We start from the raw sequence: 13,804 nt of genomic DNA on the forward strand, positions 1-13,804 counted from the left end.
GTAGCGGACTTTCACCGCCGAGTTATCGCCCATGCCGGGCGCACACCAAAAGAGCGTCCAGGTTCGGACGCTCTTCTAATTTACATTTGTGGAATAACAGACAATACTAGGCTTAGGAATTTCTCTCTGACCTTCTCTGTCGTCTCCATGACTTCATGATGTGACAAAGGCTGGTCCAGAATGCCTGCTGCCATGTTGCTGATACAGGAAATACCCAGCACCTCAAGACCGGCATGACTTGCCACAATCACTTCAGAGACGGTTGACATGCCAACCGCGTCAGCACCTAACGTCCGCAGCATCACAATTTCCGCAGGCGTCTCGTAGTTAGGCCCCAAAAGTCCTGCATACACGCCTTCTTGCAGCTGAACATCATTCTTCTCGGCAGCTTGTTTGGCGATGGCGCGTAGACGCGGGCTGTACGCTTGAGACATGTCTGGGAACCTAGGGCCAAAGGCAGGATCATTCGGCCCGATCAGCGGATTCTTACCTGTCAGATTCAAATGATCGGAGATCAGCATCAGATCTCCCGGTTGATAGCCTGTATTCACTCCGCCAGCCGCATTGGTGACAAGCAGCTTGCTTACTCCAAGCTCCTTCATAACCCGGACCGGAAATGCTGTTAATTCAGGGCCGTAGCCTTCATACATATGAAAGCGCCCCTTCATCAGCACAACCGTTCTTCCGCCGACCTTGCCGATCATAAGCTCCCCGGCATGACCTTCTACCGTAGACTGCGGAAAATGAGGAATATCGCCGTATGCAATCGTCGTCGGCTCCTCGATATGATCTGCCAGCACGCCCAAGCCGGAGCCAAGAATCAATCCAATCTCCGGTTCAGCGTTGCTTACGCTCCGTATATAGGCTGCAGCCTCTTGGACCATGCCTCGATTAAGTGTGTCCATCCTATTCTTCCTCTCCCTGTCTTATTTAAGCTCCTTAAGGAAGCTCTTCCCATGTTCTGTACCATGAACCCCAAAGTTCTCTGCAATCGTCGCGCCTAGATCGGAATACGTGGCCCGTATACCTAGCTGACCAGGGGTTAAAGAAGGTCCATATACGAGAAGAGGCACATATTCGCGAGTATGATCGGTTCCTGCATGAATCGGATCATTCCCGTGGTCTGCCGTAATAATCAGAAGATCGTCCTGTCCCGTTGCCGCCATCAGTTGCGGAAGCGCCCGGTCGAACACCTCCAGTGCGCCGGCATAGCCCTCCGGATCACGGCGATGTCCATATAAGGAATCAAAATCTACAAGGTTCGTAAACAGCAGCCCGCTGAAATCCTCCGGCATAAGACGCAGCGTTTCCTCAATACCATGCTCGTTGCTCTTAGTCGGATAGGATCGGTTAATCCCTTCTCCCGAGAAAATGTCGTTGATTTTGCCTACGGAGACAACCTCCCAGCCACCGTTCTTCAGTGCATTCAGTACCGTAGGCTCAGGAGGCTTCACCGCATAATCGTGACGGTTCGGTGTGCGCTTCCAGTTGCCTGGACTCCCTACAAAAGGACGGGCAATAACCCGGCCCACAGAATGTTCCGGTTCAAGGGTCAGACGGCGGGCAATTTCGCATGCCCGGTAGAGCTCGTCCAAAGGAACGACCTCCTCGTGAGCTGCGATTTGGAATACGCTGTCCGCAGACGTATAAACGATCAGCGCACCTGTACGCACATGCTCTTCTCCCAGCTCGTCCAAAATTTCCGTTCCAGAAGCCGGCTTGTTCCCAATCGTCTTGCGTCCGGTCTCCTGCTCGAACCGTGCCATTAGATCACGGGGAAATCCGTTTGGATAGGTTTGGAAAGGCGTATCAATCTTCAGTCCCATCAGCTCCCAGTGGCCTGTCATGGTGTCCTTGCCTGAGGATACCTCAGCCATCTTTCCATAGTAAGCTGCCGGCTGTGGGACTGGGTCCAGCGGTGGGATCGGCGCAATATTACCAAGACCAAGCTTTTGCATATTGGGCAGCTGTGTACCCTGCACACGTTCCAGAATATGTCCTAAGGTATGCGCACCTGTGTCCCCAAATTTAGGGGCATCTGGCAGTTCTCCAATGCCGACGCTGTCCAAAACAATGACAGTAATTTTACGAAAACGCGGGGATTGAGTTTGACTCATCTTCAAGCACTCCTTCGATGATTGATAATATAGTTATTCCAGATCTGGTCTAAGGACATCCTCATAGCAGCGAAGAATCAGACTTCTGCATTTTGGCCCGGGGATGGTGCTGATCATAAACGGACTTCAGGCTGGATTCAGTTTTCTGAATATAGACCTGTGTCGACGCAATCGCAGCATGGCCCATTAGCTCTTGAACTGATTTCAAATCAGCGCCGCTTCCCAGCATATGGACAGCAAAAGCCTGTCTTAAGGAATGAGGGGTGATCTCCGTTTGAAGACCCGCTTCCTTCCCATAACGCTTCATGATCTTCCAAAAGCCCTGCCTTGAGATTCTGCGCCCCTGACGGTTAACAAATAAGCTGGACTCCGCTTCCCCACAAAGGAGCGGTCTTCCTTCGCTGAGATATTTACGCAGCCATTCTGCAGTGATCTCACCAAAGGGAATGATTCTCTCTTTACCTGTAGAAACAGCACAGCGAATAAAGCGAAACCGCAGGTCCAGATCTTCTTCGTTCAGCATAATGATCTCCGAGACGCGAATGCCGGTAGCATAAAGCAGCTCAAGCATAGCCTTATCCCGCAGGCCGAGCGGTGTAGAGGGATCAGGGCTTTGCAGCAGCCGCTCGGATTCCTCAAGGCTTAGTGCCTTGGGCTGCGGCTTGCGCTCAGCCTTCGGAAGATCCATCAGCATAAAAGGATCCTGATCAATGAAGCGCTCCCTTAGAAGGTAACGAAAGAAAGCCTTCAAAGCCACAGACATTCGGGTAATGGTAGATGGCGCTCTTCCAAGCTTCTTAAGCTCCCCCAAATATAGAAGGAGGTGCGTGCGGTTAACCTCTCTAAGCTCATGAATCTCCCGAAATTCCAGAAACTCCATGAACGGTTTTAAATCCCTCCGATAAGAAGCTAAAGTCGACTCAGTTAGTCCTTTGCGATCCCGCAGGTCCGAGATGAAATCCGCTACCTTCTCTTCTCTCATGAACGATCGCCCCTTCCTTCTAGGCGACTCTTTATTCGCCTAAGCGATAAAACAGCTTCAGCCGATCTAACAGGCTTTCCTCGAGGCCTTGCTCGGCAGGGCTCCCCGCGGCCTTCACGGCAGAGCCCTCCGGATAACGGTACTTGTCTACTGAGGAGGTCCAATCCCCAAGCACACCGTATAATTTGGATAATACATAGACAAGAACTACAAAAATGATAAGGAAACGGAGAGCTCTGAGCCCTTTTCTGACGGAAATAACCATGGCCTACCTCTTTCTTTTACCCATTTTATGTTACAAAGCCTAGCCTAAGGCTTGATTGTAACCATTATATAAATCACGAGGTCAAATTATGTACAAGGTAAAAGGCAGGCTCATATTCATTCAAAAAAAGCTCTCGCCGGCATAAGCCGAGGAGAGCTTGCAGCAAGCCTGAGTTAGCTATTTCTTCCCGCCACCGTCGTTTTTCCCCTTACAGCGGTAGCAGATGCCATGGAAATCGAGCCGATGATCGAGAACCGAAAAGTTAAACTCCCGCTCCAAACGTTCTTCCAAAGGGCCGAGCCAGTCTTCACGAATTTCGTCCATCGCTCCGCACTGTACACAAATCAAGTGATGATGATGATGCTTCGACGTATCTGTTCGCAGATCATATCTAGCTACGCCATCACCAAAGTTGATCTTCTCAACAACATGCAGTTCACTCAGCAGCTCCAGCGTCCGATAGACGGTCGCCAGGCCAATTTCGGGCGCTTTATCTTTAACGAGCATGAACACATCCTCGGCACTTAAATGGTCGTCTTCATTCTCAAGCAAAACACGGACCGTGGCTTCCCGCTGGGGTGTCAGTTTATATCCATGGGATTGCAACTGCTGTTTAATTTTCTCAATCCGATCTTCCATATTCTCCCTCCCCCTAGGAAAAAAACCGAACCACATTTCTATATATAGTCACTTCTTTCATTATAGGGGGATATAATCAAAGAAGTCAAACATTTTGCTAGAGTGCTTATACAGCCGTCATCGGCTCCATCATAGGAGCCACCCAGGCCATCAGTACAGGGGATACCCAGGTTTCAAAGCAGGCAGCAGCAAGCAGCACGATGGATAAGGAGACAATCAGCCCGGTATAGGAAAGAAACGGCTCGGTCACATTACCAGGTCTATATAGCAGCACACGGCTTCGAATAATGCTTAAGGAAAATTTGATGGCGGCCACACTGCTAACCAGCAGTACGGGAATAATAATTAGATTGTGTGGCGCAACGGAGACGAGAGAGAAGAGCAGCCCCTTCCAAGTGAATTGCCCCACCATACATCCCACCGTGAAGCCGATTAAAACACCTTTGAGAAAATCCAGGATCAAAATTCCAGGAAGTCCGATGACAGACAAACCAAGAATCCAGATTAATCCGATCCATTTCAAATGAAGCAGAGCAATAGGCCAAAAGGAAACTTCAAATCCTCCACCAGTCTCGGGATGAACACTCAGGAAAAAGTCCCCCAAATAACGCGACAGCTCCTGCTGCTGCTCAAGCGTCAAGGCATTGACCATCAAAGCTCCAAACACGACCCCAGTCAACAGCAAAACAGCTACGAACGCATATAGCGGCGTCTGATCCTTCATCACCTGGCGGATTGTATGCAGCAAGCCTCTCTCCCCTTCCTTGTCCAATGGCTAAATCCAATATATGAACAAGTCTAGGGCTCTATTCCTTAACCATTATCCCTATTTATTCCCCAAGCACTTTCCCATAGGTTCCTCCGCCTCCGGAAGCTAAGTGGATCTCTCCGCTTCTTGCCTTAACGATCATAGTTGCAAGCTCTTGGCCTACAACAGCGCTAAGCTCCCGCTCCGTGACCTTGTGAAGGATATTCATCTCCGTTCCGTAAGCGGCTAGAAGCGCCTCCAGCTTCCGCTTACCCAGTCCTGGAATGAACTCCAATGGAACCTGCACATAATATGGCGGCCTTGACGGAGGTATGCACGGTTCAGTCCGGTCCGCGATAGAGCGGATCCGGTCCAGTACCCCCCTGACCAGCTTATGGCTTCCGCAATACGGACAGCGATCCACGGTATTGCCTTGCTCATCGACGATTTCCTGGCAATTCCCGCAAAAGGTGCGGTGGTATTTTCCCAGCCTAGGGCTAAGCCCATAATTTGCTGTAATTCGTCTGCCGTCACGCTGGGTCAGTGCAAGTAGCAGCTCATCAAAGCTCGGCTCTCTCAATAAAAGCTCATTATATTCACGGCCAATCTTCCCCAAGGAATGGGCATCGGAGTTTGTAAGCAGCGGATACCTGTCCAGCTCGCTGAGCCAGGAGGACATCTCCGTGTCAGCACTGAGCCCCAGCTCAAATCCGCTGATTAAATCCGGGTCCAGCACATCGCGCAAGTGGTCGGCTGCACTGCCGTAAATGCTCTTGTGAGGGGTAAAGATATGAGCAGGAATCACAATCCCGCCCCTCGCATAAACCTCCTCTTGAAGCGTTCTTGCTGGTGCATGCAGGCGCTGTGAGCTTAGACCGACATTCTTCATCCGTTTTGCAAGCCAGGAAGTAAACTCCGACATGATTTGTAAAGTTGGGAAGTATACAAGCAAATGAGCCGGCCCCTGTCCAGGCTCCCGGATCTCCAGCTCACATCCGAGAAGAATCGTTGTGTTGCCGTAAGCGATGCCCCCGCCGGGAACCTCACTCATTTCCCCGCGGTCCAAGCAGCTATGGATATCCTCTTGTACACCAGGGGAATGGCAGTCGATAATGCCGATTAAGCTGATGCCCTTTCGCTCAGCCGCCTCTTTGGCAATATTCGCAAAGGTTAAGTTACGGCTGCCGCTAATTTTTACAGGATCCCCTTTTTCTGTCCGGCCAATATGGATATGAAGGTCGGCATAACAGGTTGTTAGCATCTCGCTCATTGTCCGCCAGATTTCTGCCGGCTCTGCCATATATAAAAGGCCAGCACCGTTTTCGCATCCGAGATACGTCCTTCAGTAATGAAGTTCTTAGCTTCCTCTGCACTCACCTCATAAAGCTCCAGAAATTCATCCTCGTCCGGAGATGCTTCTCCAGAGGTCAGCTCTTCAGCCAAATAAAGATGAATGATCTCATCAGCAAACCCAGGGGAAGTATAGAAGGAATGCAGCAGCGTGATTTTACCAGCTCTATAACCCGTCTCTTCCTCCAGTTCGCGCTTTGCCGCTTCACTTGGCTCTTCCCCTTTCTCAAGCTTGCCAGCAGGAATCTCCAGTTCACATCTTCCCAACGCCTGGCGATACTGGTCCACCAAGAGAATTCGCCCTTCACGGACCGCAAGCACAGCTACTGCTCCGGGGTGTCTGATAATTTCGCGAGTTGCCGTTTCACCATTCGGAAGCTCCACCGTATCTATATGGAGAGACACAACTTTCCCTTCAAAAACAGAGCGAGTCGACAGCGTTTTTTCATTCAATGATTTAAAAGATTTCGTCATGGAATTTACCTCCGTATCTTGGTAATTCATACATTTTTCCTTACTCTATCATAACCTCTCTATGACTTGCATAAGTATTAACAATTCTATTGGGAGGTGAAACAAGCCATGAAATGCTATATTGTCGAAAAACAGTTAAGGCTCACAGGGAAGGCTTGGGAAATTCGCCACATCCTTCAGCTATGGACCGCACAAACAAGCAAATCGGTTCGATTCATCGACTGGATCCACAAACAATAACCTATTTTTGAGAAAGAACCAACGAATTTAAACTTATAATTAAAAAGATCCTGTCTTCATTTTTTTGCAAAAGCTTGGTATTCTTGTTGTGTCTCGGTAAATACAACTTAAAACCCAAGACTTTTGGATCATGCAGCAGCTCTTAATAAGGAGACTATGAGGATGAGTCATATTCCATTAGTACATACGTATTTAGCCGCTTATGATGAGGCCAGAAGTCTGTCTCTGGAGGGCATACGCCTGTTTAAGCTTGGAATGTACAGCCAGGCCGCCGAGCTTTTTTTGTATTTAGCCGACCCGTCGGCTGAAGCAGCTAATCAAGAGGGCACGTTCAAGTCCGTCGCAGCTGAAGCCTGGATGAATTACGGTTATGTGAAAAAACTCGAACATGATTATAAAGCAGCCAGTCAAGCGTTCAGAATCGCAGCACGCGCGAGACATTTGAGCAGAACGGCGATCTACGAATGGGCCCATTCACTGCATCTGTCGGGATCTCCTGATGAGCGTATCGCTGCTGAGCTGATTTCCGAATCGTCCAAAACAGAAAGTTATCTGCCCATGGATTGGATTCAGGAAATAATGTTTGAGCTGGGCGCTTATGATTTTGTAATTCGTGATCTTCACAGTCGGGGACTTCATCACCCATCATGGAATAGAATGAACATGTTATGTTTGATCCATACCGGGAAATTAACAGAAGCTTTAGAATCTCTCCATGTATCCAAGGACTTCACGCCTGACAGCTTGGCGAGATACGAACAGCTTCTGCACTGGTCTCTCGCGCCATCGCTCAGAGATTTCCCCGGAACCTTGTTCGAGCTCGATTCCTGGATGAGAAGCGCCGTGCAACTAGGGTTGCTCGGCTTAGCAGACAGACTGTCAGGGCCACCCGATTCGGAACTGCAGTCTCTGCTGACTGTTTATTTATACGACGAGGGATATATACGGCTCGCGAGACAGAGAATTCAGAAGCCTACCAAGTTCGATAAGTTCGCCGCAAGAAACCAGCAGAAGAGCACCTTGGGCAGGCAAAGACTAAACTTCATCTCAGCTGAGCTGCAGTATGACTCCGAAGATTACGCACAGGCAGAGCATCTGTTTCATTCATTGGCCGATGAAGCCCCCCGCCTTGCACAGCCACGATTCGGGGCCGCGGCCAGCCAGCTTCAGCAAATGCTGCTTATCCCCCGTTCCGGACAAGCCGTTAACGCGTCCTTTCTTCCAAGCCATGAGGATTTGCTTCAGTCGCTTCGAATTCTTACCGCATCCAAATGGCATACTGAGTGGACTCCCGCTCAGTCTAGAAATCAGATGAAAATGTAATGCATCATAATACAGGAAGAGCCCGCTTTGTGATCAAAGCGGGGCTCTTCGTATAAGCTTATCATGGCAAGCGTCAGCTTATGCCTTAGCGACTTGACGAATGATCTCAAGCACTAGAGAGGCTGCTGTTACGATATCGTCCGCTTTTATTTTCTCAGAGGTCGTATGGATGTTCTGATATCCCACAGCCAGGTTCACCGTTGGAATGCCGTGGCCATTAAATACATTCGCATCGCTGCCGCCGCCAGAAACAAAAGTCCGACCGGACAGTCCCAGGCTAGCAGCCGCTGATTTGGCCAGAATGACGACCGCATCCTCATCTCCATACCGATATGCAGGGTATACAATTCGGCTCTTTACTTCTCCGCGAGCACCATATTCCTGGCATACCGATTCTACTGCCTCTTTCATTTCTTGAATTTGCTTCTCTACCTTCTCCTGAACCACACTGCGTGCTTCAGCATACAGCTTAACAAAATCAGGAACAATGTTTGTCGCACCGCCGCCTTCAAATTTACCAATATTGGCTGTGGTCTCACTATCAATTCGTCCGAGATTCATTCGGGAGATCGCTTTGCCTGCAACTTGAATGGCACTGATGCCATCTTCAGGATTCACACCGGCATGCGCTGACTTGCCATGAATTTCAATTTCGAGCTTAGCCTGGGTAGGAGCGGCGATACAAATCGAACCCACCTCGCCATTAGAGTCAAGCGCATAGCCGAATTTAGCTTGTATATGCTTCGGATCCATCGCCCGTGCGCCAACCAGCCCAGATTCTTCGCCTACCGTAATCACAAATTGGATAGGGCCATGCTCAATTTGGTTCTCCTTGAGCACCCGGATCACTTCAAGCAGGGCTGACAGCCCAGCCTTATCGTCAGAGCCAAGAATCGTTGTTCCGTCACTGCGAATCCAACCGTCCTCTCCTAAGCTTGGCTTAATTCCCTTACCAGGGGTTACGGTATCCATATGGCAGGTGAAGAAAATCGGGTCAGCCTGCTCAGCATTACGGGCAGGAAGCGTAGCAATCAAATTCCCTGCTCCGTGTCCTGTAGCCGCTTGTGTATCATCCTCGATAACGTTTAGGCCCAGTTCGGTAAATTTACGCTTAAGCACATCTGCTATCTCACGTTCGTGCTTGGTCTCACTATCCACTTGTACAAGTTCAAAAAATAAATCAATAACGCGCTGCTTTTGGATCATTGGACTTCCCTCGCCTTTCCGTGTACGATAAAATCTGTAGAACCCAATTGTATGGGGTGTTCATTTGCCTATTATAACCAAAGGAGACTCGTTATGCCTAAGAAATGGATGAAAGTTTTTGTGTATGTCATGCTCGCCGCCATGATCGGCTCTGTACTTCTGATGGTATTTGATCCAGCTCTGTATCGTTAATCAACTTACTGCGACCAACTGGCTTCGTAAGGGAACACTTCTGTAAAGAACGGGACAAGCTCTTTGGCCACCTGTGCCACTTCATACGACTTGCCTGTACAATCCTCAAGAGACGTTACACCATATTCCGTAATTCCGCACGGAATAATTCCTTGAAACCCCTCATTCTGTATTCCCGATTTAATATTAAATGCGAAGCCGTGACTGGTCACAAAGCCGCGCCTTGCAGAGCCTCGGCTGCGGTTGAACTTCACGCCGATTGCGCAGATTTTAACATTTCCAACCCACACGCCAGTATACTCGGCCTTTCGGGTCCCTTCAATTCCTTGAGCAGCTAAGTAATTGATAATGACCTGCTCCAGACTGCGTAAATAACCGTGTAAATTAAGCCCCTTAGAACTATCGATCCATAATAGCGGATACCCCACCAATTGACCGGGTCCATGATATGTAATATCCCCGCCGCGATCGATCTGAAAAACCGAAATTCCCTTGCGGTCCAGCTCTTCTGGGCTTAATAGCAAATGCTCCGGATGCCGGTCTGATCCGATTGTATAAGTCGGAGGATGCTGAAGAAGCAGCAGGTGCTCCTGCTGCTCTTCATGATCAATCTCTTGGACCAGCTGCTTTTGGCGATCCCAAGCATCCCCATAATTGATGATCGGGTGATAACTTACCATTAAGGGTCTAGCCATGTTATGCGCCTCTTTCCTTAGATTGAAAGTATATGCATTAATAAACGGTTGTATCGAGCGAGTAGCTTTCCAGATTATCTTTGACACGCTGCATGAAGCGTCCGCAGATCACGCCGTCCAGGATACGGTGATCCAGCGACAGGCACATGTTAGCCATGGAGCGGATCGCCAGCATGTCGTTAATAACAACCGGCTTTTTCACAATGGATTCAAAGGTCAGAATAGCCGCTTGCGGATAGTTGATAATCGGCTGAGACAGAATAGAGCCAAAGGAGCCCGTATTGTTCACTGTAAACGTGCCGCCCTGCATATCATCGAGCTTTAATTTTCCTTCCCGTGTTTTGCGGGCAAGCTCATCTACCTCACGCGCCAATCCGGCAATATTCTTCTGGTCCGCCTTCTTAATGACAGGTGTGAGCACCGAATCCTCTGTGCCTACAGCAAGGGAGATATTAATATCCCGCTTGACAATAATCTTGTCCACTGCCCACACGGAGTTCATAATCGGATAATCCTTAATCGCATTTACCACGGCCTTCAGCAGGAAGGCGAGGTAGGTCAGGTTAATACCCTCTTTCTTATAAAACTCATCTTTGAGCTTATTGCGAAGCTGGACCAAATTGGTCACATCGACTTCAATCATCATCCAGCCATGAGGTATTTCTGACACGCTTTGACGCATTCGGGTAGCGATCGTATTGCGGACAGGAGTTACATCAATGAAATATTCCGATTGTCCGCCGCCCTCGACTTCGATCGTCGGTATTTTCGGTGTCTCTGTCAGGTGCAGACCGGAATGGCGTACCGGCTGCATAGCGGCGTTCGCCACGGTGGTCACCGGCGGCTGGACTGGAGCTGATGCAGGCTGTGCAGCTGCCGGCGTTACAGGCGTGCGAGCCGAGCCTTGTGAACCGCCCTGCTCTAGATAGGCGAGCACATCTTTGCGGGTAATTCTCCCGCCCATCCCAGAGCCTTTGACTTGTGTCAAGTCAATGTTATGCTCAGCGGCCAGCGTCTGCACAGCAGGCGAATAGCGGCTGCGTTGTGAGCTATCGCCGCTCGTTGAATTGTTAACAGGGGTGCTGGCAGCTGGTGCACTACTTACATTAGAAGGTTGTTCAACTGTCTCGCCAGCCGCCGACTCCGTTTCAATTCTGCAGATGATGCCGCCAACTTCTACGGTCTGTCCCTCTTCTGCCAGTAACTCGCCCATAATTCCATCAAGAGTGGAAGGGATTTCTGCATTCACCTTATCCGTAATGACTTCACAAATCGGCTCATATTGCTCTACACGGTCACCAGGCTTTTTCAGCCACTTACCTATCGTCGCGGACACCAATGATTCTGCCAACTGGGGCATGACGACGTCCGTCATTGTTTTGTTTGAGGACATTATTCAACAACTCCTATCCTGAAGCAAAAGCGCTGTCCCTTTTCTTCTAGACCGAAATTGGATTAGCGCGTTTGCTGCTTTAGGTTTCATTCGACAAAACGAATGCCAAAATTAATACAATGCCAATTCCAGCATAGCTTCTTTGACTTTGTCCTTACTCAGCAGGAAGAACTTCTCCATCGGCGGACTAATCGGCATGGCCGGCACATCGGGACCGCATAGTCTGCGAATCGGCGCATCCAGATCAAAAAGGCACTCCTCGGAGATGATCGCCGACACCTCAGCGCCAACACCGCCGGTCTTGTTATCTTCATGAATGATAAGCACCTTACCTGTACGGCGTACCGCCTGGATGATCGCATCCCGATCGAGCGGCTGCAAGGTGCGCAGGTCAAGGATATGAGCCTGGATACCATGCTCCTTAGCCAGCTCTTCAGCCGCTTGCATCGCGAAGTGAAGAGGCAGACTATAGCCGATCACAGTAATATCATCGCCTTCCCGCAGCAGGTTAGCTTTACCTAGCGGAACGACGTAGTCGTCAAGTGGCACATCTTCTTTGATTAACTTATAACACTTCTTATTCTCGAAGAAGAGGACAGGATCAGGATCACGTATGGCTGCTTTAAGCAGCCCTTTAGCATCATAAGCAGAATAAGGAGCTACGATTTTAAGTCCTGGGGTGCCGAAAAATATAGACTCCGGACACTGCGAGTGATACAGGCCGCCAAAAATCCCGCCGCCAATAGGAGCCCTAACGACCACTGGACAGCTCCAGTCATTATTGGAACGGTAACGGATCTTGGCCGCTTCGCTGATAATCTGATTTGTAGCAGGGAGCATAAAGTCAGAGTACTGCATTTCGGCAATCGGGCGCATTCCATACATCGCTGCCCCGATCGCTACACCGGCAATAGCAGACTCCGAAAGAGGGGTATCCATAACTCTCTGCTCACCAAATTGCTCCTGAAGCCCCTTCGTGGTTGTAAACACGCCGCCTTTCAGCCCCACGTCTTCTCCCAAGACAAAAACTCGGCTATCCTTCTCCATCTCTTCCTTCATGGCTAGGCGGATGGCATCAATGTACTCCATAACCGGCATTTAGTTCCCCTCCCCTTCTGGATCGGCATATACATGCAGCAGGGTATCCTCCGGCTTAGGGAACGGCGCCTTATCTGCATAATCAATCGCTTCCTTCAGCTGCTGGTTAAACTGCTGAATCAGCTGTTCATTCTCTTCCTCGCTCCAAAGTCCGCAGTCCATCAAATACTGCTTCATTTTCGGAACTCCGTCCTTCTTCCAATTAGCGTCTACTTCTTCCTTGGTTCGATATGCCAAATCGTTGTCTGAAGTGGAGTGAGGTGATAAACGATACATCATCGCCTCGATCAAGGTTGGACCTTCGCCTCGCACTGCACGTTCTCTGGCCTCTTTCACCACACGGTATACCTCAAGGGCATCGTTACCATCCACACGGATTCCGGGAAAGCCATAGCCAAGCGCACGATCGCTAACCTTACCGGCAAGCTGCTTGTGCACCGGTACGGAGATTGCGTACTGGTTATTCTCACACATAATGATGACAGGAAGCTTATGCACCCCGGCAAAATTCGCTCCTTCGTGAAAATCCCCCTGGTTGCTGGAGCCTTCGCCAAAGGTCACAAAGGATACGATATCCTTGTTCTCCATCTTGGCTGCCAAGGCTACACCTACCGCATGAGGAACCTGGGTCGTTACAGGGCTTGAGCTAGTGACGATTCTCAGGCGTTTGCTTCCGAAGTGCCCGGGCATTTGGCGTCCGCCGCTGTTAGGATCTTCCGCCTTAGCAAAGGCGGATAGCATCAGCTCAGTTAAGCTCATACCCGCAGCCAATACGAAGCCGTAATCCCGGTAATAGGGCAGGAAATAATCCCGCTCTCGGTCAAGCGCGAAGGCGGCGGCCACTTGAGCGGCCTCCTGACCAATCCCCGAGACGTGAAAGTTGATTTTGCCTGCGCGCTGCAGCAGCAAATTCCGTTCGTCGAATTTGCGGGCGAGCAGCATATATTTGTACATCTCAACGACTTCCCTATCGGAAAGTCCAAGCTGCTCATGTTTGCGTTCTTGCTTTACTGAAGAATTTGCATTCATAGGAAGTTCCTCCTACTTCAAATTGTGGAACGTTACTTAGTTCGCACCCAATA

General features: G+C 49.7%; 16 protein-coding genes. 3 read left to right on the top strand and 13 right to left on the bottom strand.

Translation table 11 applies throughout. The features are described from left to right. Window positions 1–80 precede the first annotated feature (80 nt). From DCC85_RS13090 to DCC85_RS13125, 8 genes are all read right to left on the bottom strand, one after another. Window positions 81–905 carry a purine-nucleoside phosphorylase gene (locus tag DCC85_RS13090; protein ID WP_108465997.1) on the bottom strand — a complete coding sequence of 275 codons (825 nt, stop codon included), beginning with the start codon at window positions 903–905 and terminating at the stop codon, window positions 81–83. Window positions 906–926: 21 nt separating this feature from the next. Next, window positions 927–2,117, bottom strand: coding sequence for a phosphopentomutase (gene deoB / locus DCC85_RS13095; protein WP_108465998.1), 1,191 nt, complete (start codon window positions 2,115–2,117; stop codon window positions 927–929). 61 nt (window positions 2,118–2,178) lie between these two features. Next, window positions 2,179–3,099 carry a site-specific tyrosine recombinase gene (locus tag DCC85_RS13100; RefSeq protein WP_108465999.1) on the bottom strand — a complete coding sequence of 307 codons (921 nt, stop codon included), beginning with the start codon at window positions 3,097–3,099 and terminating at the stop codon, window positions 2,179–2,181. A 31-nt stretch (window positions 3,100–3,130) separates the two neighbouring features. Continuing rightward, window positions 3,131–3,364, bottom strand: a complete 234-nt coding sequence (locus tag DCC85_RS13105; RefSeq protein WP_108466000.1) for a DUF4227 family protein — start codon at window positions 3,362–3,364, stop codon at window positions 3,131–3,133. Window positions 3,365–3,541: 177 nt separating this feature from the next. Then, window positions 3,542–4,003, bottom strand: a complete 462-nt coding sequence (fur, locus tag DCC85_RS13110; RefSeq protein ID WP_108466001.1) for a ferric iron uptake transcriptional regulator — start codon at window positions 4,001–4,003, stop codon at window positions 3,542–3,544. Between the two features lie 106 nt (window positions 4,004–4,109). Further along, window positions 4,110–4,748, bottom strand: coding sequence for a stage II sporulation protein M (gene spoIIM, locus DCC85_RS13115; protein WP_442789543.1), 639 nt, complete (start codon window positions 4,746–4,748; stop codon window positions 4,110–4,112). A gap of 85 nt (window positions 4,749–4,833) precedes the next feature. Then, a complete protein-coding gene (locus tag DCC85_RS13120; protein WP_234414163.1) occupies window positions 4,834–6,021 on the bottom strand; it encodes an endonuclease Q family protein in 1,188 nt (395 codons plus the stop codon). After that, window positions 6,018–6,575 (bottom strand): NUDIX domain-containing protein, encoded by a 558-nt coding sequence (locus tag DCC85_RS13125; RefSeq protein WP_234414164.1) that lies wholly within the window; start codon window positions 6,573–6,575, stop codon window positions 6,018–6,020. Before DCC85_RS13125 ends, DCC85_RS13120 begins: the two co-directional genes overlap by 4 nt. Before the next feature lie 108 nt (window positions 6,576–6,683). Between DCC85_RS13125 and mciZ the strand changes: the two genes are divergently transcribed. Then, on the top strand, window positions 6,684–6,815 hold the full coding sequence (gene mciZ, locus DCC85_RS13130; protein ID WP_108466003.1) for a Z-ring formation inhibitor MciZ: 132 nt from the start codon (window positions 6,684–6,686) through the stop codon (window positions 6,813–6,815). A 162-nt stretch (window positions 6,816–6,977) separates the two neighbouring features. Further along, a complete protein-coding gene (locus tag DCC85_RS13135) occupies window positions 6,978–8,138 on the top strand; it encodes a hypothetical protein (RefSeq protein ID WP_108466004.1) in 1,161 nt (386 codons plus the stop codon). Window positions 8,139–8,216: 78 nt separating this feature from the next. On the opposite strand, the gene DCC85_RS13140 is transcribed toward DCC85_RS13135, so the two are convergent. Beyond that, entirely contained in the window at window positions 8,217–9,344 is a 1,128-nt protein-coding gene (locus DCC85_RS13140; protein ID WP_108466005.1) for a M20/M25/M40 family metallo-hydrolase, read from the bottom strand. A 93-nt stretch (window positions 9,345–9,437) separates the two neighbouring features. Between DCC85_RS13140 and prli42 the strand changes: the two genes are divergently transcribed. After that, complete coding sequence (gene prli42, locus DCC85_RS13145) at window positions 9,438–9,536, top strand: stressosome-associated protein Prli42 (protein ID WP_108466006.1); 99 nt, start codon at window positions 9,438–9,440, stop codon at window positions 9,534–9,536. A 5-nt stretch (window positions 9,537–9,541) separates the two neighbouring features. Here prli42 and lipB read toward each other — a convergent pair whose 3' ends face one another. From lipB to DCC85_RS13165, 4 genes are all read right to left on the bottom strand, one after another. Then, window positions 9,542–10,231 (bottom strand): lipoyl(octanoyl) transferase LipB, encoded by a 690-nt coding sequence (gene lipB, locus DCC85_RS13150; RefSeq protein WP_108466007.1) that lies wholly within the window; start codon window positions 10,229–10,231, stop codon window positions 9,542–9,544. Window positions 10,232–10,268: 37 nt separating this feature from the next. Further along, window positions 10,269–11,624: a dihydrolipoamide acetyltransferase family protein gene (locus tag DCC85_RS13155; RefSeq protein ID WP_108466008.1), complete on the bottom strand. Its 1,356-nt coding sequence runs from the start codon at window positions 11,622–11,624 to the stop codon at window positions 10,269–10,271. A gap of 111 nt (window positions 11,625–11,735) precedes the next feature. After that, the gene (locus DCC85_RS13160) at window positions 11,736–12,722 is read right to left on the bottom strand and encodes an alpha-ketoacid dehydrogenase subunit beta (RefSeq protein ID WP_108466009.1); all 987 of its coding nucleotides are present in this window, start codon (window positions 12,720–12,722) and stop codon (window positions 11,736–11,738) included. Continuing rightward, window positions 12,723–13,751, bottom strand: a complete 1,029-nt coding sequence (locus tag DCC85_RS13165) for a thiamine pyrophosphate-dependent dehydrogenase E1 component subunit alpha (protein ID WP_108466010.1) — start codon at window positions 13,749–13,751, stop codon at window positions 12,723–12,725. Window positions 13,752–13,804: the final 53 nt, after the last annotated feature.

The sequence above is a fragment of the Paenibacillus sp. CAA11 genome, assembly GCF_003060825.1.
GTDB lineage: Bacteria > Bacillota > Bacilli > Paenibacillales > Paenibacillaceae > Fontibacillus.

What these genes read in the sequence shown, in the direction of transcription:
- DCC85_RS13090 (WP_108465997.1), bottom strand. Translation starts at nt 905, where the DNA reads ATGGACACACTTAATCGAGGCATGGTCCAAGAGGCTGCAGCCTATATA.
- deoB (WP_108465998.1), bottom strand. Translation starts at nt 2,117, where the DNA reads ATGAGTCAAACTCAATCCCCGCGTTTTCGTAAAATTACTGTCATTGTT.
- DCC85_RS13100 (WP_108465999.1), bottom strand. Translation starts at nt 3,099, where the DNA reads ATGAGAGAAGAGAAGGTAGCGGATTTCATCTCGGACCTGCGGGATCGC.
- DCC85_RS13105 (WP_108466000.1), bottom strand. Translation starts at nt 3,364, where the DNA reads ATGGTTATTTCCGTCAGAAAAGGGCTCAGAGCTCTCCGTTTCCTTATC.
- fur (WP_108466001.1), bottom strand. Translation starts at nt 4,003, where the DNA reads ATGGAAGATCGGATTGAGAAAATTAAACAGCAGTTGCAATCCCATGGA.
- DCC85_RS13120 (WP_234414163.1), bottom strand. Translation starts at nt 6,021, where the DNA reads ATGAGCGAGATGCTAACAACCTGTTATGCCGACCTTCATATCCATATT.
- DCC85_RS13125 (WP_234414164.1), bottom strand. Translation starts at nt 6,575, where the DNA reads ATGACGAAATCTTTTAAATCATTGAATGAAAAAACGCTGTCGACTCGC.
- mciZ (WP_108466003.1), top strand. Translation starts at nt 6,684, where the DNA reads ATGAAATGCTATATTGTCGAAAAACAGTTAAGGCTCACAGGGAAGGCT.
- DCC85_RS13135 (WP_108466004.1), top strand. Translation starts at nt 6,978, where the DNA reads ATGAGTCATATTCCATTAGTACATACGTATTTAGCCGCTTATGATGAG.
- DCC85_RS13140 (WP_108466005.1), bottom strand. Translation starts at nt 9,344, where the DNA reads ATGATCCAAAAGCAGCGCGTTATTGATTTATTTTTTGAACTTGTACAA.
- prli42 (WP_108466006.1), top strand. Translation starts at nt 9,438, where the DNA reads ATGCCTAAGAAATGGATGAAAGTTTTTGTGTATGTCATGCTCGCCGCC.
- lipB (WP_108466007.1), bottom strand. Translation starts at nt 10,231, where the DNA reads ATGGCTAGACCCTTAATGGTAAGTTATCACCCGATCATCAATTATGGG.
- DCC85_RS13155 (WP_108466008.1), bottom strand. Translation starts at nt 11,624, where the DNA reads ATGTCCTCAAACAAAACAATGACGGACGTCGTCATGCCCCAGTTGGCA.
- DCC85_RS13160 (WP_108466009.1), bottom strand. Translation starts at nt 12,722, where the DNA reads ATGCCGGTTATGGAGTACATTGATGCCATCCGCCTAGCCATGAAGGAA.
- DCC85_RS13165 (WP_108466010.1), bottom strand. Translation starts at nt 13,751, where the DNA reads ATGAATGCAAATTCTTCAGTAAAGCAAGAACGCAAACATGAGCAGCTT.